Origin of the sequence: Petrotoga sp. HWHPT.55.6.3 (assembly GCF_002895495.1) — a bacterium.
GTDB lineage: Bacteria > Thermotogota > Thermotogae > Petrotogales > Petrotogaceae > Petrotoga > Petrotoga mobilis.
In genome coordinates, this window is the sequence record NZ_AZRJ01000001.1 from 82,744 (window position 1) to 102,135 (window position 19,392).

General features: G+C 30.0%; 14 protein-coding genes and 4 CRISPR repeat arrays. Of the genes, 2 read left to right on the forward strand and 12 right to left on the reverse strand.

The features are described from left to right. The first annotated feature begins 399 nt into the window (after positions 1 to 399). Positions 400 to 768: direct repeats of the CRISPR family, unit length 26 nt; unit sequence GTTTTTATTCCTTAAAGGTAGGATAG. Positions 769 to 1,018: 250 nt separating this feature from the next. Both X926_RS00380 and X926_RS00385 read right to left on the reverse strand, forming a co-directional pair. Next, positions 1,019 to 1,456 carry a hypothetical protein gene (locus X926_RS00380; protein ID WP_103064527.1) on the reverse strand — a complete coding sequence of 146 codons (438 nt, stop codon included), beginning with the start codon at positions 1,454 to 1,456 and terminating at the stop codon, positions 1,019 to 1,021. Positions 1,457 to 1,904: 448 nt separating this feature from the next. Beyond that, positions 1,905 to 2,888: a hypothetical protein gene (locus X926_RS00385; protein ID WP_103064528.1), complete on the reverse strand. Its 984-nt coding sequence runs from the start codon at positions 2,886 to 2,888 to the stop codon at positions 1,905 to 1,907. Between the two features lie 153 nt (positions 2,889 to 3,041). On the opposite strand from X926_RS00385, the gene X926_RS00390 reads away from it, so the two are divergent. Then, positions 3,042 to 5,567: a UvrD-helicase domain-containing protein gene (locus X926_RS00390; protein ID WP_103064529.1), complete on the forward strand. Its 2,526-nt coding sequence runs from the start codon at positions 3,042 to 3,044 to the stop codon at positions 5,565 to 5,567. 111 nt (positions 5,568 to 5,678) lie between these two features. Here the strand turns inward: X926_RS00390 and X926_RS00395 are convergent, their stop codons facing one another. From X926_RS00395 to X926_RS00405, 4 genes are all read right to left on the reverse strand, one after another. After that, a complete protein-coding gene (locus X926_RS00395) occupies positions 5,679 to 6,347 on the reverse strand; it encodes a transposase (protein ID WP_369973666.1) in 669 nt (222 codons plus the stop codon). A 172-nt stretch (positions 6,348 to 6,519) separates the two neighbouring features. After that, the gene (locus X926_RS10345) at positions 6,520 to 6,642 is read right to left on the reverse strand and encodes an amiloride-sensitive sodium channel family protein (protein ID WP_146255743.1); all 123 of its coding nucleotides are present in this window, start codon (positions 6,640 to 6,642) and stop codon (positions 6,520 to 6,522) included. A 135-nt stretch (positions 6,643 to 6,777) separates the two neighbouring features. Beyond that, complete coding sequence (locus X926_RS00400) at positions 6,778 to 7,707, reverse strand: hypothetical protein (RefSeq protein ID WP_103064531.1); 930 nt, start codon at positions 7,705 to 7,707, stop codon at positions 6,778 to 6,780. Between the two features lie 486 nt (positions 7,708 to 8,193). After that, a CRISPR array of direct repeats spans positions 8,194 to 9,028; the repeat unit is 27 nt; unit sequence GTTTTTATTCCTTAAAGGTAGGATAGA. Positions 9,029 to 9,284: 256 nt separating this feature from the next. Beyond that, positions 9,285 to 9,588: a CRISPR direct-repeat array (repeat unit 30 nt; unit sequence GTTTTTATTCCTTAAAGGTAGGATAGATAC). A 497-nt stretch (positions 9,589 to 10,085) separates the two neighbouring features. Further along, on the reverse strand, positions 10,086 to 11,558 hold the full coding sequence (locus X926_RS00405; protein ID WP_199171148.1) for a UvrD-helicase domain-containing protein: 1,473 nt from the start codon (positions 11,556 to 11,558) through the stop codon (positions 10,086 to 10,088). A gap of 389 nt (positions 11,559 to 11,947) precedes the next feature. Then, a CRISPR array of direct repeats spans positions 11,948 to 12,523; the repeat unit is 30 nt; unit sequence GTTTTTATTCCTTAAAGGTAGGATAGACAC. A gap of 459 nt (positions 12,524 to 12,982) precedes the next feature. Here X926_RS00405 and cas6 point away from each other — a divergent pair. Then, complete coding sequence (gene cas6, locus X926_RS00410) at positions 12,983 to 13,723, forward strand: CRISPR-associated endoribonuclease Cas6 (protein WP_103064533.1); 741 nt, start codon at positions 12,983 to 12,985, stop codon at positions 13,721 to 13,723. Positions 13,724 to 13,731: 8 nt separating this feature from the next. Here cas6 and X926_RS00415 read toward each other — a convergent pair whose 3' ends face one another. From X926_RS00415 to X926_RS00440, 6 genes are all read right to left on the reverse strand, one after another. Next, positions 13,732 to 14,166: a hypothetical protein gene (locus tag X926_RS00415; protein WP_103064534.1), complete on the reverse strand. Its 435-nt coding sequence runs from the start codon at positions 14,164 to 14,166 to the stop codon at positions 13,732 to 13,734. A gap of 1,122 nt (positions 14,167 to 15,288) precedes the next feature. Beyond that, positions 15,289 to 15,822, reverse strand: coding sequence for a hypothetical protein (locus X926_RS00420; protein WP_103064535.1), 534 nt, complete (start codon positions 15,820 to 15,822; stop codon positions 15,289 to 15,291). Positions 15,823 to 16,131: 309 nt separating this feature from the next. Beyond that, positions 16,132 to 16,365 carry a DUF1232 domain-containing protein gene (locus tag X926_RS00425; protein ID WP_103064536.1) on the reverse strand — a complete coding sequence of 78 codons (234 nt, stop codon included), beginning with the start codon at positions 16,363 to 16,365 and terminating at the stop codon, positions 16,132 to 16,134. 537 nt (positions 16,366 to 16,902) lie between these two features. Then, positions 16,903 to 17,511, reverse strand: coding sequence for a macro domain-containing protein (locus tag X926_RS00430; protein WP_103064537.1), 609 nt, complete (start codon positions 17,509 to 17,511; stop codon positions 16,903 to 16,905). A 61-nt stretch (positions 17,512 to 17,572) separates the two neighbouring features. Next, positions 17,573 to 17,923, reverse strand: a complete 351-nt coding sequence (locus X926_RS00435; RefSeq protein ID WP_158245158.1) for a DarT ssDNA thymidine ADP-ribosyltransferase family protein — start codon at positions 17,921 to 17,923, stop codon at positions 17,573 to 17,575. A gap of 214 nt (positions 17,924 to 18,137) precedes the next feature. Further along, the gene (locus tag X926_RS00440; protein WP_103064539.1) at positions 18,138 to 19,064 is read right to left on the reverse strand and encodes a hypothetical protein; all 927 of its coding nucleotides are present in this window, start codon (positions 19,062 to 19,064) and stop codon (positions 18,138 to 18,140) included. Between the last annotated feature and the right edge of the window lie 328 nt (positions 19,065 to 19,392).

Here is a 19,392-nt window from a genome sequence, read left to right on the forward strand (position 1 = left end):
AGTTAAAGGCGTCTTGTTCAAATCAGAAAATTTATTCCTTAAAGGTAGGCTAAGATACAAACGTCGTTTGCGTAGTACATCATTTGCGTAGCAAACGAGAATATGGAAGTTGATTCTAAGACATTATGAAGAGAACGTTTTGCACAGATCAGCAAAAAAGCGTTTTGCATAAAGCAGCAAAATTTATTCCTTAAAGGTAGGCTAAGACACAAACGTCGTTTGCAGAGCAAACGAGAATTCGGAAAGAGTTTCTAAAGCATTATGAGAAAAGTTTTTGCACAAAGCGGCAAAATTTATTCCTTAAAGGTAGGCTAAGATACAAACGTCGTTTGCAAAGCAAACGAGAATATGGAAGTTAATTCTAAAGCATTATGAAAAAAGTTTTTGCACAAAGCGGCAAAATTTATTCCTTAAAGGTAGGATAGATACCGGGCGAAAAGCTTTAACACTTATGTAAGAATAAATATTCCTGTTTTTATTCCTTAAAGGTAGGATAGGCACTTTTTTTCCCTGCAACATTGAATGGATCTTGTTCCCGTGGTTTTTATTCCTTAAAGGTAGGATAGGCACTAGAATTCTACGTTGATGGTTCTTATAATTCGGTAACAGAGTTTTTATTCCTTAAAGGTAGGATAGGCACACAATTATGTATGAGCGTGAAAGATTAGCGAAGGAGTGTTTTTATTCCTTAAAGGTAGGATAGGTACGAAAAATCTGCTGAAAAACAAATTAAAACTTTATGTTTTTATTCCTTAAAGGTAGGATAGATACTCATAGGTTCACGATAAAAAGTGTATCATAAAAAATTACATTTGTCAAGCAAAACTTTGAGAAATTGTTAAAAATCAATTCAAATACTTATGAAATTGATCTTGTGACTTTTAGCACTTGTCTGTCGATCCCCTGGGTTTTTTACCTTATTGGAGGTCGACAGACATTTTTTCTATATCATTTTCTGGTTTAGGTTAAATAAATAAGTACTATAAAATATACACTAGGTGATGAGATTTTAGTTCAATCAGTAAAAGCCGAATAAAGATTTAAGAAATTCAAATATTGCACTAAGAATCATAATAATCAATAAAACCAGAAAGAACCAACCGATATTTGCAAATATATCTTTTATTTTACTTGATTTAGGTTCTTTTTGATTAGAAGTTGGCTTGGGTTTTATTGTGTTTTCATCAACAATTCGTTCTTTTGATTGAGCTTCATTTTGTGATTCGGGACTTTGTTCTTCGAGGTTTGTTTTTGTTTCTTGAATTGGTTTCCATTCTTCTTTTTTTTGCTTTCCTTTATTCTTCTCCTTTCTTATTTGTTCTACGGCTATAGTTGAAATTAGAATAATCACTCCTAAAAAAATCATACCAATGGATCCATTTGATATACCAGCGTTAATTGCGCCTAAAACAATGAGCCATATAATTACGACAGTTCCTACATTATATAGATACATTCTCTCTCCTTTACCTTAAGGTTGGTGTTGAGGGGACGAAAATTCTGTGCTTTCATGTTATCAATAGGCAGTTAAATAGTATAGGGGAACCAGGTTACATATATATCGGTATTACAGACTACAGTAAATCACCCGGATATGCCCGTGGATTAAAAGAGGAAGATATATTAAGACAGTTTGGTGAAAGTGATAGACTGAATGAAAAATATAAGGATATAAAGATACTAAAAGGTTGGTTTAAAACAAAAGATGTGATAAGTACTTACAATATCGATCAAGTGCATAAAATCTTCAAACGCAAGTAAAATACAACTTGATAAAAAATCCCCAAATTGGGGATTTTCGTATGAGTTTGACAGTCATAAAAACATAAGAATTCTAAAACAAGCATGAATAGTTGTAAAAAAGCGTTTTTCTTTCGAAGGTATAAGGTCGGTGTTAGCTAACATTATTTAAATATTAGGAACAGAATAAGACTTATGAAAAATATTACATTAGCAGTAGTTAAATATATATTAATTTTTTTGTTTTTGAGAAGTTCAATTTTAATATCTTTATTTTGCTCTAAAATAATCATGTTTTCAGATTTAGTTTTTAAAATTTCTTTTTTTTCATCTTCTAAATTTCCAAGAAAAATATTTCTGGATAATTCCATTTCATGAATACTTCTTGAAATTATTTCATTTTGTTTTTCAAAAGAAATTTCAAACTCTTTTTCTTTTTTTTCTAATGTATCTTCAAAATTTTTTAAAATGTTGTTTCTTATGTCTAATAAAGAATTTGCTTTTTCTTCTAAGCTTTTTATCTGAGAGCTGATTTTTTCTGAGAATTTTTTAATAGTTCCTTCTTTCAAGTTTAAATCATCATAAATAGAGTTCAATTCACTTTTCAACTTGTTTATCGAACTATCTTCGTTTAAGTAATTGTTATCTAATTCGACTTTTAATTTTTCTAAAGAGCCATACAAGTTAATAACGGTGTTGTATTTTTTCTCAAAATTTTCTAAAGACTTATTAAAAGAAATATATTCACTATCTATCAAATCTTTCTGATTGTTGATATGTTTTGTAAATTCATCTTGTCGTTCTTTTATTTTATCATCAGAAATCGATAATATTTTTATAAATTCTTCTTCTTGTTGTTTTTTGAAATCTGCCATGTCTTCCTCGAACTTTTTCGAAAAAGTTTTTAGTTTTTTTATATTGCTTTCTAAATTATTATTTAATTCTTCTTGTTTTTTTTGTATATCTGGTATTTCTTTCTTGATGGTTTCAATAAATTTGGAGTTCTTCGTCAAAATCTCATCAAATAAAAAATTTAATGGTTTAATATCTTCTTGTAAAGTTTTTTTTGTTCTATTTATATCTGCTTCCAGTTCTGATAATTTTTTTCTAATTTTTTGTTCTTCCTTACAGATAGTTTCTTCAACCATAAGATTCTTCACCCCCGTGATAGACTAAATATATTCTAACATAAAGTAAAACAGGTTGTATAAATAGAATTAATCGATTGATATATTAATTTCAATAAAACATAATGGTATAATTTCTAAAATAAAAGAGCATTATATGAGAGGTGAACAAAAATGGAATTTTTAATTAGCAAAGAGTCGCTATCGTTTTTAAAAAAAATAGATAAAAATACTTATGAAGACATAAAAAAACATTTAGAAAAATATTTTGATAATAATGGCTATGCTGGTTCTGATATAAAAAGGCTTAAGAACTTGGATGAAAAAACTTATAGGATTAGGGTTGATAATATAAGAATAATTTTTAGCTTTATTAAGAAAGATAACGGTTTAATTCCAGCCATTAAATTTGTTGGCTTTCGTAAAGATGTGTACAGTAATTATAAAAGAAAATATCATCCTGAATGGAATTTTGAATTAGAAGAAATAAAAAAAGATAAATCTAATCAAACAAGCGATTATAAGGAAATAATAGTCAATACAAATTCAGAAGAAGGTTATTTGAAAGTTCCTCTGAATGAAATAGATGAAGCTTTAAACAATATAGATCCTTACTTATGCTTGGATAGAGAACAAGAAAAAATAATTAATGAAAATTATAAAAAACTGGTTATGGTAAAAGGTGGGCCTGGTACAGGAAAAACTACACTGATTTTGAGAAAGGCTTTTTTAACCATTTCTAAACAAAGAGGTAACAATATAAACAATATAAAAATACTTACCTTATCTGAAGAATTAAGAGATTTATACAATTCTATTTTAGATAAGTATGCAAAAATTGGTGAAAAAGAATTTAATAATTTCAGTTATTCTTTTAGTTCTTTAATAAATGATTTAAAAGATAATGGTTTTTTTCAAGATTTACTGATTGATGATTATATCCCATTAAAAAAATCGATAGACAATAAAATTGAAGAAAATAAATTTTTGAGGAATAATTTAACTATAGAAGAAAAGAATATAGTATTAGATTACATAAAAAACAAAAAGAGTAGAAAGAATTTTTCTTATACATATGATAAGGATTTTGAGTATTATCTCAAAGAAAATAATTTTAAGATTAAAAAACAGGATTCTGATAATTTAAATAATTTTTTAGAAAAATATCTTTCAAAATCTCAAAATGATGAATTAGATAGAGATTTAGAAATACTAAAGTATTTGAAAAATCATAATATAATAATTAATAATAACAATCTTAAGTTTTTTGTTGATGAAAGCCAAGATTTTTCAGAAGTCCAACTCGAAATTATTAAACGTATATCTGAGCTTAACCAAAACGATGAACTAAAGTTATTTATAGTTGGTGACATACATCAAAAAGTTGCAAAATCAACTTTTAACTGGGAAGATCTATTTATAGAAGAATCTACTAAAAATAGAATTTTTGTGAAATTAAAAAAAAGTTATAGGTTTTCAAATAACATAAAAAAATTTAGAGAAGAAGTCTTAAAAAATCTTCCTCAAGAGGAAGGCGTAAAAGATGGTGCATTAGATGAAATAGAAGTAATAAACAAAGTAAAAGGTATCAAACCCATAATGACAATAATTGATGAAAGTAATGTTGTAAGTTCTTTCTTGGAAGTGTCAAAAGATAAAGAGAATTTAGAAACACAAATAATAACCTTTAGTGATGAAAAAGATGAAAAATTATTAAGTGAAATTGAAAATAAAACAAAAAAATTTATGGTATTTTCTTCTAAAAACGTAAAAGGTTTGGAAACAGATTCTATAATAATTTATAGACCTTTTAAAGGTAGAAGAAAACTGAAAAAAGAGGAATGGAATAATATAAATGTTATGCTGAGTAGAGCTCAAAATAACCTTTTAATAATAAATACAAAAGAAGATTATGATTATTTCTCAAAACATATTTTAAAAGATGATCTTTATTTATACGAAGAAAATTTTGAAAAGGCTTTTGATGAATTTTTTTCCCTTAGAAGCGATATAATAACCAATTATTCCGCCAAAATAATTTTTTTAAATAGATTCAGAAAGTTCTTTGAAAAATATATGCAAGGACAAGAAAACGAAGCAAACCTAAAAGAGTATTTATCTAAATTGAAAACATTCAAATTTTTTAATGTTTATGCCGAAACTATGATCAAATTAGGAGATTATATAAGTGCAATTGATACTTTAGTTAAAGTCAAAGATTATGAAGGAGCTTTAAAAATAAGTAAAGAAAATAATTTACACTTGAAATCATTTGAAATATATTATGAAAATTTAAAAGATTACAAAAAAGCTATAGAAATTTTTGAAGCTAATCTAAAAGATACATATGATATTCGACAAATTAAAGAAAGAGTGAAAGACTCATATATAAAAATAAAAAATTATTTGAAAGCTTCAGATTATGAAGATGATTACGATGAAAAAATAAAGATACTTCTAAAAGGGAATCATTTCAAAGAAATAGCTTTTCTGGAAAAAGAACGTAAAAATTATGATTCAGCAATAAAATATTATTTAAAAGCAAAAGAACTAACTAATGAAGATTATAAAAATATAGCAGATATCTATTTTTTAAAAAATGATTTTAAAAACGCCTATAATTATTATAAAAAAGGTAAACCAGTGGAAAAAATCGATAGATTAAAACAAGAATTGTTAGAAATAAGTTCTATTTATTGATTTGTTTTTTAGCAAAAATTTTTTGAGTATAAAAAACATCCATTAAAAAGGATTTCTCTTGAGTTGGACAGTTGAGAGCGTTTTTGGTTCTATCACGAAAATAGTGGGTAATTAAGCTGGAGTTAAATTAAGTTTACCAAGGGCAATAAAGAAAAACAGAAAACTGGCTCTCACTTTATCAAGTTGCCAGCTTAATACATTAAGCACATGGAATTTGTCAAATATTATCTTTGCTTTTGGGAAATGTTTCCTTGCTCCAGCTTTGAAAGGTATCGACATATCCATGCATATGGACTCCATGTCTGTTGAATCACCGTTTTTTTCAGTGTATCTTTCTTTGAATGATAGGAAGGTTTCTGCATCTTTTCCATCAGCTATATGTACAACCTTTTCTCGTTCCACATCTAAGAAATTGGTTAAATATACATGATGCTTTTTCCTTGCTATTTCATCAACAGATAACGTTTTTATCGGTTCTTTTGAGAAATCTTGTTTTTCTAATTCCTTTGAAACGTAAAAGTCTAATATTCTCCACAACCTACTTTGGGTTGTATTATACTTTTTAGCTATCTCAGCAACCGTCATATGATTGTACAACTCGAGGATAAACGCTTCAAACAATAAGGTGAATCCAGAGTTTTTTCGAGCCCAAGGAACCTCTACAGTCTTTGTCCCATCATCTGTTTTTATCCTAGCTACCCTCTCATGTATGTATGTTTCATATTGGAATAGGTTTACGTGTCTCCACTTTCTTTGAAACGTATCGTATGCACTTAATATTTTCCGTTGTCTAACTTTGGACCTTTTTTGGAATCAACATACATCTTGATTATATCTTCTCATTTACTGTAACTCTGTTTTCTTATTCGTCGTGAAGCTGTTTCCATTGTTGCTCGATAAGTTGGAAAGCATGTCAATTCATTAGCGATGTAGTTCACTCCAAAAGCTTTTATCAATCTTCTTCCGACGATGAATCAACTAACATGATTAACTCTATAATAGCACCTATACATAAACCACACAAACCACCTATTCTAGCTGCTTCTTCAATAAAAACAGAATCAATCTGTTTCATTTTTTCACCTCCTTTCTGTTTTTTTATTGTTTTCTGATCCATATGTTAATCGTTTGTAGAAAAGGAAGGTAAGATAGTTTGAGTGAAGAGTGGCTGTTTTCATGTTATCAATAGACAGCTAAATTGGGGCAGCTATTATTCGTTCTCGTTTACTTCTTTGATCTTGTATTTTTGTATTTGATTAAGAAATTCCTTGGAAAAGTTTTCGAGATTTACTACGTTCATATGAAATAAATCTTTTAAAGCATCTGCTCCTGAATCTGTGATATCTAATAAGACCATAAAAGAGTGGTCTTTATCTAAATTTAGTATTTTAGAAATTTTAGAATATTTTTCTACGTATCTTTGATAATCTCCTGATTTTATTTCAAACCAAAAAATCTCTCCCTCTATTTCAAAGAGAAGGTCTAACTCAAAATCATCTCCATTTGCAAATGAAACTTGCGGATTTGCGAAATAAGAAAATTTTATGGAAGGATTAACTTGCTTTATTAAAGAAATGATTTGATTTTTAATATATCTCTCAAGCCATTTACCTGAAAAAAAGTTCAAGGCTTTGGGTATTCTATTTGGTGCGGCTAATAAAAGATATTTTGGAGATTTATAATATGTAAATTCTGACAAAAAGGCAATTTCATGAAGCCAACTTGCCAATTGACAAATACTTGAAATTTCCTCCTGTGTTCTTTCTTTAAGATACATTTTAACGTTTTCCCCTGAATTCATCTTTCTCTTTATTTGGTCCAAAAATGGACGAATCAATTTATATCTATCACCCATAAAAACAGCTATTCTATCTAAAATTTTGTCTCCATTTTCTTCCTCTGGTATTGTTTTTATTGTGATTCTCCGGTTTATTAAAAAATTTGCAAGGATAATTTGTCTATTAAGGATATCTTCACTTTCATCTTCATCTGGTGTTGTATTTTTATTAATGTATGTTTGTGAATTTGCATAATTAAAATTATTAGAAATATTATCTTGATCTTCCCTATTCAGGCTTTCAGCAATGCTTTCTAAGGCAGAAGCGATTCTTCCTAAAATTTTTAGTAATTCTTCATTCATTATATCTTCCTCCAATGCATTGAGTTGTTTGGTATCTTGAATAATTCTAAATCAAACACTAAAACCGACTTTAAAAATCTTCATTCTAAATTTGAAGTATGAGTTGGTTATTAATATTGGGTGGTAGCGTATTTCAATATAAAAAAATGAAGATATTTTATCATAAAAATTAGTTTTAATAAATTAAAGGGAGGAAAAATACAAGCATAAGAGATTAGGAAAGAGTTTATAAAGCATTATGAAAAAAGCATTTTGCACAAAGCAGCAAAATTTATTCCTTAAAGGTAGGCTAAGATACACACATCATTTGCTTCGCAAAAGAGGATTTGGAAATAGTTTCTAAGGCATTATGAAAAAGCGTTTTGCATAAAGCAGCAAAATTTATTCCTTAAAGGTAGGCTAAGACACACACATCATTTACTTCGTAAATGAGAATTCGGAAAGAGTTTCTAAAGCATTATGAAAAAAGTTTTGCATAAAGCAGCAAAATTTATTCCTTAAAGGTAGGATAGATACCAACAAAAAATTTATAATAATCAAACTAATTATATGTTTTTATTCCTTAAAGGTAGGATAGACACTGTATCCGAAAGAGCATGGCACATTGACTATATTAAGTTTTTATTCCTTAAAGGTAGGATAGATACAAAGTCTAAGTCATCTTCTTGATCTTTCCATAAGATGTTTTTATTCCTTAAAGGTAGGATAGATACAGTGTCGCGGATTAACAGATTGGAAAAATGGGAACGTTGTTTTTATTCCTTAAAGGTAGGATAGATACCCAGCTGCACCTCCAAAACTTATTACACCATATTTGAGTTTTTATTCCTTAAAGGTAGGATAGATACACTAGCTCAGACGGTTGCAGCTGCAAATTGGAAACTGAGTTTTTATTCCTTAAAGGTAGGATAGATACAAGAGTCATTGGAAAAAAGTATTTACCAGAGCACTGGGTTTTTATTCCTTAAAGGTAGGATAGATACCCGTACTATTCACGCCCTCCCACATTTGAATTGCTATATTAGGTTTTTATTCCTTAAAGGTAGGATAGATACTTATACATCGATTCAAGTGTTATTGGGCAATATGGGAGTTTTTATTCCTTATAGGTAGGATAGACACCTTTTTGTAGTGATGGATAAGTATCAAGTATATCTTGTTTTTATTCCTTAAAGGTAGGATAGATACTCTTTGATTCTCCATGTAAAGAAAACGCATTCAAATAGGTTTTTATTCCTTAAAGGTAGGATAGATACGATACAGGTACCCGATGATTACAAAGTGAACCCACGTTTTTATTCCTTAAAGGTAGGCTAAGACACGGACGTCATTTACTTCGTAAATGAGAATTCGGAAAGAGTTTCTAAAGCATTATGAAAAAAGTTTTGCATAAAGCAGCAAAATTTATTCCTTAAAGGTAGGATAGAAACACAAAGATTATACCTAGATGACGGGAAATTCTACAACGGTTTTTATTCCTTAAAGGTAGGCTAAGACACGGACGTCACTTACTTCGTAAATGAGAATTCGGAAAGAGTTTCTAAAGCATTATGAAAAAAGTTTTGCATAAAGCAGCAAAATTTATTCCTTAAAGGTAGGATAGATACGAGATTTATCTCCCAATAGCTCATCTTCACTAGCTTTGAAGTTTTTATTCCTTAAAGGTAGGATAGATACTTATATTTTTTTTATTTCTTCTAAATTCCAAAATTCTGTTTTTATTCCTTAAAGGTAGGATAGATACATGACGCAGTCGTATTGGTATTAGCTTTATTTCTTATGAAGTTTTTATTCCTTAAAGGTAGGATAGATACAAGGAAAGAAATGGACCAGGTTGCAAAACGACGACTTGTTTTTATTCCTTAAAGGTAGGATAGATACCCATAGGTTCACGATAAAAAGTGTATCATAAAAAATTACATTTGTCAAGCAAAACTTTGAGAAATTGTTAAAAATCAACTCAAGGGCTTATGAAACGAAACTTGTGACTTTTAGCACTTGTCTGTCGATCCCCTAGGTTTTTTCCCTTATTGGAGGTCGACAGACATTTTTTCTATATCATTTTCTGGTTTAGGTTAAATAAGTAAATATTAGTTAGTTGGAAGTTAAACTTAGTAATCTTTTTCGTTTAACTTGAAGTTATATGGGCTGCAAAATGCCATCTTTCTTCTCCGATTCATTATAATCATTTTCAACAGGCATTGATGATTTACATTTGAAGCAAGGAATTCCATGGGATTTGGTTTAGTGGAAAAGGTTAGAAATTTTAGCTGATTATTTAATCATTAATAGCCAAATAAAGATTTAAGAAATTCAAATAGTGCACTAAGAATTATAATAATGAAGATTTTAAACATTACCTATTACTTAGGGAGGATCTATTCTTGTACGAAATAAATATTCCTTTTTACTTTGTCGATTGTGAAGTCATTAATAATGTAATCTTTCTCAATTTCAAGTCTTTCTTTTGCTCTTGTGATAGCCACGTATATTAGATTAATCTCTTCCTTTTTGAGTATTTTTCTATTTTCTTCTAATAATCTTCTAAGATTTGCGAAATCATCAAGAATTTTTACTCTATTCCACTCAAGTCCTTTAGATTTGTGGCCCGTAGTGAGAATAACTGTTGCATCTTGTTGAGATGTGTTTCTACTTTCAAGTTCTGTGACAAGCTTGCTGATATTTTTGTCTATATAATTCTCTACAATCTCTATCTTGGATTTAAGATCAACTTCATTTGCTTTATCCGCGTATTCCGTAAGTTTAGAAAATGATTCAAAATTTTTCAAAAATTTGTCGTAAATGAGATCCCTTCTTTGAAGAATTAAATTCTGTATATCAATTAAATCTTGGAAATTATAGCTGTTGAAACCACCAACAAAGTGGAATTTTACATTGGGGTTTTTTTCCAATTCATCAACGGCATAATCAAAAAGCCTAGCGTTTGTTCTAGCAATCACAGCCAAAGGACCCTGTGTTTCTGACTGAATGGCTTTCTTTACTCCTTTGAAAGGAACAGCAGCGTTGAGCAGTTGTAAATATGGGTTTGCCATTTTAGCTATCTCGTGTCTACAGCGAAAAGACTGTGAAAGATAGAGTGTTTTGACGCCATCTATTGTTGAAAGGGTCTCTAGGCTATTAATTGCTCCTCGCCAGCTATAAATCTGTTGATACTTGTCCCCTATAAATACTTTCTTTGCATTTTTCTGTGAAAGAACAGTATCTATCATTACACCTGAAATATCTTGTGCTTCATCCACCATAATAATAGAATACGGTAAAGTAGGTTTTGAAAGTTGATAGAGTTTGAGGTAGAAGTCATGCTCAAAAGGCAGCGATGAATCGTTTACAATTATTTCCCAAATTTCAGAAAGCTTACTTAATAAATAATGAGCCGGTATTAAATCTAATTTCTTGGTTCTTTCGACCTCGTTATATTTTATTTTTTTATAAGCTTCCATATCGTAGGCTGAATTTGCAAACTCTCTAATATATGAAAGTAGTAGTGAGGCGGACTTGTATCTGATACGTTTAGTTACGTCATCTAAAAAGTCCATTAAATCGTAAGCTCGAAGCTTGCCGAAACGTTCCTTATAGTTCTTTCCAATAGCTCCATAGGCAAGAGAGTGAATTGTCTTAACAGTAACATTAGGCAAACAAGCAAATTTTCTTTCTCCCTCTTCCTTCATAGAACGGTTGTAAGCCAAAACAAGTATCTTTTCTCGGGGTCTAGCTTGGGCAAATTGAACAAGAGTTGAGGTTTTGCCAGTTCCTGCATAAGCATTAACAAGAAGAATGTCTTTGAAATTTGCGTCTACGATAGCTTTCTGTTCTAAAGTTGGTTTAAGCAAAGGAATCACTCCAATTTTTTAGAAATTTTGGACTTTTTCATACACAAAAACAGGATAGAAAACTATCCTTTTCATAACGTATTCTCATATAAAACTTTAAAAGTTATTTTTTTATGCAGGTAAAAAATTAGGCGTAGTTTGCTAAGTAAATGAGGGTTTGGAAAGAGTTTCTAAGGTATTATGAAAAAAGTTTTCGCTGTAAGCAGCAAAATTTATTTCGTTCCTCATAGGTAGGATAAAGGTGATACCGTAAGGGCATTTTTCAATACCCTTGCAAGTGTTTCCATCCCTTAAAGGTAGGCTAAGGCACATACGTCGTTTGCAATGCAAACGAGGTTAGGAAAAAGTTTCTAAGGCATCGTGAAAAAGGCGTTTTGCATTAGGCGGCAAAATTTATTCCTTAAAGGTAGGATAGACACTCGGCTATTCTGGGGATTATAGAATAGTTGCTGTAGAGTTTTTATTCCTTAAAGGTAGGATAGACACTATTTCTAAACAATTATTGTCTGAAATGAAAAAAGAAATGTTTTTATTCCTTAAAGGTAGGATAGACACATGAACCAAGAACCTATGAGGTAGCAACAAAATTTAGGGAAGAATGTTTTTATTCCTTAAAGGTAGGATAGACACAAGAAAAGCCACTCTAACATCAACTACAAATTCCAAGTTTTTATTCCTTAAAGGTAGGATAGACACGAACAATCATCCTCTGAATGGAGCGACGCAAAGAAAGGTTTTTATTCCTTAAAGGTAGGATAGACACAATCTTAGGAGGAAAAAAATGAAATATTATTATGACCCGTTTTTATTCCTTAAAGGTAGGATAGACACGACATTTATTTTACAAAAGAGAATGGAGTTATAATTGCGTTTTTATTCCTTAGAGGTAGGATAGACACAATCCATGGTTGTTTCCCCACGTGTCTTGGAACTCTGTTTTTATTCCTTAGAGGTAGGATAGACACCCATAGGTTCACGATAAAAAGTGTATCATAAAAAATTACAATTGTCAAGCAAAACTTTGACGAATTGTTAAAAATCAATTCAAAGGCTTATGGAAGAAGCCTTGTGACTTTTAACACATGTCTGTCGATCCCCTGGGTTTTTTACCCTATTGGAGGTCGACAGACATTTTTTTATATCATTTTCTGCTTTATGTTAAATAGATAAATATTAGTTTATTGGAAGTTAATCTAGGCGGCTTTTTTGTTTAACTTGAGGTTGTATTGGCAGCAAAATGCCATCTTATTTTATGAATTGGTATTTTTGTTATACTCACTATCAACAATTTTAAAAGAAAATTGTTGTAAAAATCAGATCGAACATCAGGATTATAGAGATAAACCGTAAGCTTTCAATAACCTTTTCTCTTATCTTATTTTAGATTTTTTTCCTAAGTGTTATAATATACACGAGGTGATAAGATGAGGCTTTTTATAAAACTAAGTGTCGACAATCTTTCTCTGCCAGTTCATTATAATCATTATCAACAGGCGTTGATTTACAATTGGATCAATGATGAATATTATCAAAGTTTTTTGCACGATGTAGGTTTTAAGGCTGATAAATCAACTTTTAAGATGTTTACTTTCTCAAAGTTTTTTGGTAATTATAACTACAATCAAGATACTAAAAAGATCACCTTCATGGATAAGATTTGGTTTACTCTTTCATCACCAAATGACAAATTTTTAGAATACATTATTGATAAGATACTATTCACCAAAAAATACTTTCTAAATAGACAAGAGGTGCAAGTTGAAGATATCAAGTACAGTAAGTTTTTACCTTCCAAAGGTTTAGAAGTCGAAACCAAATCACCTATCACTGCTCACGTTTCTTTAAAAGATAACGACAAAACTAAAACACGTTATTTATCACCTGCTGATATTGAGTTTAATGAGATAATAAGAAGTAATTTGATACGTAAATTCGAGGCTTTCTATGGCTATGAACCTCAAGATGACAACTTTACAATAAAACCGTCAGATGGCCATTTGAAGATGACAATTTCGAATTATAAAGGATTTATAATAAAAGGATGGGAAGGAAAATTTTATATAAGTGGGTCACCAGATTTGTTAAAAATTGGATACGATGCAGGTCTTGGAGCAAGGAATTCTATGGGATTTGGTTTAGTAGAAAAGATTAGAAATTTTAGGTGATTGTTCAATTAATAAAGTCCAAATAAAGATTTAAGAAATTCAAATATTGCACTAAGAATGATAATAATAAAGAAAACTAAAAAGAACCAACCAATATTTCCTAATATATCTTTTATTTTGCTTGGTGTTGGTTCTTTTTGATTAGATCCTTGGTTGGGTTTTATTATGTTTTCTTCAACAATTCGATCTTTTGTTTGAGTTGTCTTTTGTAAGGGCGAGCTTTCTTCTTGGTTCGTTTTTGTTTCTTGAATTGATTCCACTTTCTCGCTTTTTTGCTTTTCTTTATTCTTCTGCTTTCTGTTTTGTTCTATGGCTATAGCTGAAATCAGAATGATCACTCCTAAAAAAATCATACCAACGGATCCATTTGATATACCAGCGTTAATTGCGCCCAAAACAATGAGCCATATAATTACAGCTGTTCCTACATTGTATAGATACATGTCATCTCTCCTTAAAAGCTGAGTTTTACGAATCAAGTCGTTATTATCAAAGTAAAAGTATTTATCTATTAACCGATCTAGATTAATTATTTGACTTGTTAGTTATGAATAAGGGCTTTTTTTTTAAGAACAAATCTGTCGATCCCCTGATTTTTTCCATATTAGGGGATCGACTTTACAAACTCATTTCAAACTTTGGTTATACTTCCAAAAATGCCAATTAGAGATATTGGAATTGAAATGAACCAAGCTAAACTATAGGTTATAAAAGTTAGTAGGAATATTAGAAAAACTTTTATTTGACTTATTGCAATTCCCTCTTGTTCAAATTCGTTTTTAAGATTTTGATAGAATGTTGGTTTGTTTTTTAGTTTTGGAATAAAATGTAATGTAGTGTAAGCCAAAGTTGCGGATATTAAACTAATTAATATATAGATTTTCAGTAGCAGAAGCAGCAGATAAATCTCCTCCTTAATCGTTTTTTAAAGTTTTTTTATCTGCACAATAGTTACAAGGCAAGTCAAGCTTTTCGTAGTGTTTTCTCGTCTAAAAGTGTGAGAGTATTTATTTTTCTATTTCTAATATGCATGTTAAAAGCTAAGAGTCATTAGAGTGGGAAATGAATTTTTGGAAGTGTTTCTAAAGCGTTGCGAGTGGAAATTTTCGCGCATGTAAGTGAAATTTATTCCTTAAAGGTAGGCTAAGACACAAGTGTCGTTTGCGAAGCAAAGGAGAATAAGGAAATTATTTCTTAGGTATTATGAAAAGAACGTTTTGAACAGATCAGCAAAAAACCATTTTGCACAGGGCTGCAAAAAGCGATTTGCACAAATCAACAAAAATAGTTTATCATAAAAAATTACAATTGTCAAGCGAAAATTTGAGAAATTGTTATAAATCAGGTCAAAAGCTTATGGAATAAAGCTTTGACTATTTAACACTCATGTTAACCATAGGTAGTTATACTTTCTTTTAAACTTTTTGCTATTATATCGTTGTTATACAAGCTCAACAATTTACTATAGTCAAAAACAAAAAAGCGCCCTATAAGGGCGCTCTTTATAGTTTATAAAAATTTTATCGATCGTTGTTAGTTCTTTTCAACACATACACACAGTATTTTTAATTTAACTTAATCCATACTTCTTCTTTATAATTTTGTATGATGTGTTGAATGAATTCATCCGCTGTCATGGTGGATGTGACAAAAGCAAGAAGGGAAGCTAATGGAGGAATTAGAATACCAGCGTTTATCGCACTACCACCAAAAGCAATTCCGATAGGCAAACTCATAGGGGGGAAAATTAAAAACGTTACTAGTGTAGTTCCACCTATTATTCCCCATTTTATTGTGTTATATAATGCAGGTTTTTCATATTTCATATAGTTGATCTTACTTGTATAAAAGTCGTAGTTTTTACTGTAAGAAACATAAGCATCTACTGTGTTGTCTTCTTTAGCAACATACATTTCTCCAAAGAAAATGCCTTTTTCTTCAAGATAGCTTACTCTAACTTCTATTTGATTTCCTTTCGAATCACTAATTTGTTGAGTTTCTATGGGTGTTTCTGCTTCATCATATCTAGTTAAAGTTATAGATGCAAATGAGTTCAAAACTATTCCTATTATCAAAATAATTAATACACCTTTTTTCATTTTATCACCTCACAATAATTTTTATGCAAAACGATTTTGTGGCAAACATGTAAGTAGTTTTATTCAAAGAATTTCTCTTTGATATCGCTTTTCTCACCTCCTTTATATTTTGTCTGGAACAATTATTAATTATTTAAGGGAAGGAAAATAATCTAACTCAAATGTAGGGTAGTAGTTTCAATGTTATTATGAGGCAGTTAGACGGGGAGTTTTTCTATAACTCTCTTTTAAATTGAGTTATCTTTGGTAAGTTGAGTTCATATATTTGAAATGAGTAGTTGGAAGCTATTCTAATGACATTTTGATGTTTTAATCGTCATTCTCAATTACGTCACTGAATTTATCTCTGAGAAAACTTATAGCTGCTACCAAGATTCCAAGATCATCTATTGGATTCCCAGGCAAAAAGTCAATCGGACTGATTAGATAAACAAGTGTGAACAGAGCAACTACTATAGCCATTGTTATGAAACTAATCAAACCAGTAATTTTCTCTGAAGGTTTTTTGGAATAAGGTTCAATAGAATTTCTGTTTGGTATCAACTATCTCACCTCCTCTTTATTTTGTTCGGAACATTTGTTAATTGGTTGTGAAAAGGAAGGTAAAGTAGTTTAATTTTAGGATGGGTATTTCCATATTATTATGAGGCAGTTAGATGGAGTGCTTTTCTATAACTCTCTTTTAAATTGAATTGTCTTTGGTAAGTTGAGTTCTTATATTTGGTTGGGATTGTTTCTTAATAGTTATGAAGAAGGCGTAATTTGTTTTGCAAATTAGAATTTGGAGGTTATTTTTGAAGAATTAAGAAAAGGTGTTTTGCATGAGGCAGCAAAACTTATTCCTTAAAGGTAGGCTAAGAGACAAACGTCATTTGCTTCGCAAATGAGAGTTGGAAAGTGTTTCTAAAACATTAGGGAAAAAACGTTAAGCACAAGTTAGCAAAATTTTTGTTTTGAAGAAAAATCTGTCGATCCCTTGGGTTTTTCACCCTATTGGAGGTCGACAGACGTTTTTTTACGTAAAGTTACTTCCCTTTGATATAAAATTCCATCAGTCGTGTTCTCATCTAATATGATAAATTAAAAGTATTTGCGAACGTACAGGGCGTATTTATTTTTTCCAATACCCTTTTGTTTGAGTAGTTTTCTAAATCTTTCTACCTTTTCATTAGTTTTAATGTCGAATAGGTTCGATGAAATTTCATGTGTGTAATACTCTTGAATCGCCTTTGTTTCTTTTGGACCTTTTTCTTCGTCTAATGCTATGATGACATTATCAAAATCTTTGAAAGTTTTTTCGATGAGTACTTCTACTTCATTCCAGAAAAGTTTTCCCAATCCACTACCAATTTTTGGGATTATTACCTTGTTCTGTATTGCATTCTGAATTAAATATCGTTTTAAATTTTCTACCCCTAACTGTATCCATTCAATCTTTGAGGGATATTTAAAACGTGATTTTGTTGCCATGTTTCCAATTATAATGTCATTTTCCTTGTAAAAAAATATCTCGCCAGGGTTGAGTTCTCCTTTTTTGCATATCTCTTTGTATTTTTTTTCAGTTTCGGGAAATCTTATTGCAATCTCTAAAGCCAATCCCTTTCCCATGTATCCTTCTGTATTCACTGGATTTATTATAAGGTTCCCTGGTTCTAAGAATTCTAACAATGAGTATTTTACAATTTGCATAAAATTCACCTGCTCTAGAAAATTCGTTTTACTGTTATATATTCATACTTTCATTAGGAACTTACAAATTAACACAATCAATATAAAGTTCGTTTTGAAACATCATATCAAAAATTGGTGAGTCTTTAGGGGTTTTTATCTTTTTTCTATCAATTTTTTCTTTATTTCCCAAAGTTCTCTTATTTTCTTCTGAGAAGGTGTAGACGCTTTTAATATACTTTTTATCAACTATTTCTGGAATTAGTATTTCTGATTGTGTGATCGACTTTAACTTAGGCTCCCTCCACCAGTAAATGCTGAATATATCATCGAAATTTAATGATTCAAAGGTTTGCTTTGTATAAATTGAAATTTCAGCATTTTTTGAGCTAGCATTTCCATATGAAATCAAGGTTCCAGTTTGATTAGCCACTTCGCTATCTATGCAATAATTTTTATTCAAAAAGATTTTGTGGATAACATGTAAGTAGTTTTATTCAAAGACTTTCTCTTTGATACCCCTTGTCTCACCTCCTTTATATTTTGTCTGGAACAATTATTTATGGGAAAGAAAATAATCTAACTCAAACGTAGGATGGTAGTTTCCATGTTATCAAGAGGCAGTTAGACGGGGTGCGTTTACGCAATTATTCTTCATTCTCGTTCACTTCAATGTTTTGCCATTTTTGTATTTGATTAAGAAATTCCTTGGAAAAATTTTCGAGATTTACTACATTCATGTGAAATAAATCTTTTAAAGCATCTGCTCCTGGTTCTGTGATATCTAGTAAGACCATAAAAGAGTGGTCTTTGTCCAGGTTTAGTAGTTTAGAAACTTTTGAATATTTCTCCACGTATCTTTGATAATCTGCTGACTTTATTTCAAACCAAAAAATCTCTCTCTCTATTTCGAAGAGAAGGTCTAACTCAAAATCATCTCCATTTGCAAATGAAACTTGCGGATTTGCTAAATAAGAAAATTTTATCGAAGGATTAACTTGCTTTATTAAAGAAATAACTTGATATTTAATATATCTTTCAAACCATTTACCCGAAAAAAAGTTCAATGCTTTGGGTATTCTATTCGGTGTAGCCAATAAAAGATATTTTGGAGATTTATAATATATAAATTCCGACAAAAAAGCAATTTCATGTAGCCAGCTACCCAATTGACAAATACTTGAAATTTCATCTTGAGTTCTTTCCTTTAGATACATTTTAACAGTTTGTCCTGAGTTCATCTTTCGCTTTATTTGATCCAAAAATGGGCGAATCAATTTATATCTGTCACCCATAAAAACAGCTATTTTATCTAAAATTTTGTCTCCATTTTCTTCCTCTGGTATGCTTTTTATTGTGATTCTCCTGTTTATTAAAAAGTTTGCAAGGATAATTTGTCTGTTGAGGATATCCTCGCTTTCATCTTCTGTGGTATTTTTATTAACGTATGTGTGTGAATTTGCATAATTAAGATTATTAGAAATATTATCTTGATTTTCTCTATTCAGACTTTCGGCAATGTTTTCTAAGGCAGAGGCAATCCTTCCTAAAATTTTAAGTAACTCTTCATTCATTATATCTTCCCCCAATATTTTGAATTATACGGTCTATTAACAGTCATAAAAAAAGTATTGTAATTAGCTTTTAAGATATTCAATATATATTAGAAGTGTGTATTTTGTTGTTACAATGAAATTATACCGTACTCAATATAAAAATAGAGGTATGACAACAGAAAATATTTTTAAATTTTTTTAGTGCTTACTATGGATTAAGTTATTTAATTTCCATGTTATTATAGGGCAGTTATTTGTTGAAGTTTTACTCAGATACCCCTTTATTAAAATAAATTGGTGCATCTTCTCGAAACGTTAGAAAAAATGTGATAAAATATTAATATGT

Excerpts from the sequence above, each read along its gene's own strand:
- X926_RS00380 (WP_103064527.1), bottom strand. The coding sequence starts at position 1,456 with ATGTATCTATATAATGTAGGAACTGTCGTAATTATATGGCTCATTGTT.
- X926_RS00385 (WP_103064528.1), bottom strand. The coding sequence starts at position 2,888 with ATGGTTGAAGAAACTATCTGTAAGGAAGAACAAAAAATTAGAAAAAAA.
- X926_RS00390 (WP_103064529.1), top strand. The coding sequence starts at position 3,042 with ATGGAATTTTTAATTAGCAAAGAGTCGCTATCGTTTTTAAAAAAAATA.
- X926_RS10345 (WP_146255743.1), bottom strand. The coding sequence starts at position 6,642 with ATGAAACAGATTGATTCTGTTTTTATTGAAGAAGCAGCTAGAATAGGT.
- X926_RS00400 (WP_103064531.1), bottom strand. The coding sequence starts at position 7,707 with ATGAATGAAGAATTACTAAAAATTTTAGGAAGAATCGCTTCTGCCTTA.
- cas6 (WP_103064533.1), top strand. The coding sequence starts at position 12,983 with ATGAGGCTTTTTATAAAACTAAGTGTCGACAATCTTTCTCTGCCAGTT.
- X926_RS00415 (WP_103064534.1), bottom strand. The coding sequence starts at position 14,166 with ATGTATCTATACAATGTAGGAACAGCTGTAATTATATGGCTCATTGTT.
- X926_RS00420 (WP_103064535.1), bottom strand. The coding sequence starts at position 15,822 with ATGAAAAAAGGTGTATTAATTATTTTGATAATAGGAATAGTTTTGAAC.
- X926_RS00430 (WP_103064537.1), bottom strand. The coding sequence starts at position 17,511 with ATGCAAATTGTAAAATACTCATTGTTAGAATTCTTAGAACCAGGGAAC.
- X926_RS00440 (WP_103064539.1), bottom strand. The coding sequence starts at position 19,064 with ATGAATGAAGAGTTACTTAAAATTTTAGGAAGGATTGCCTCTGCCTTA.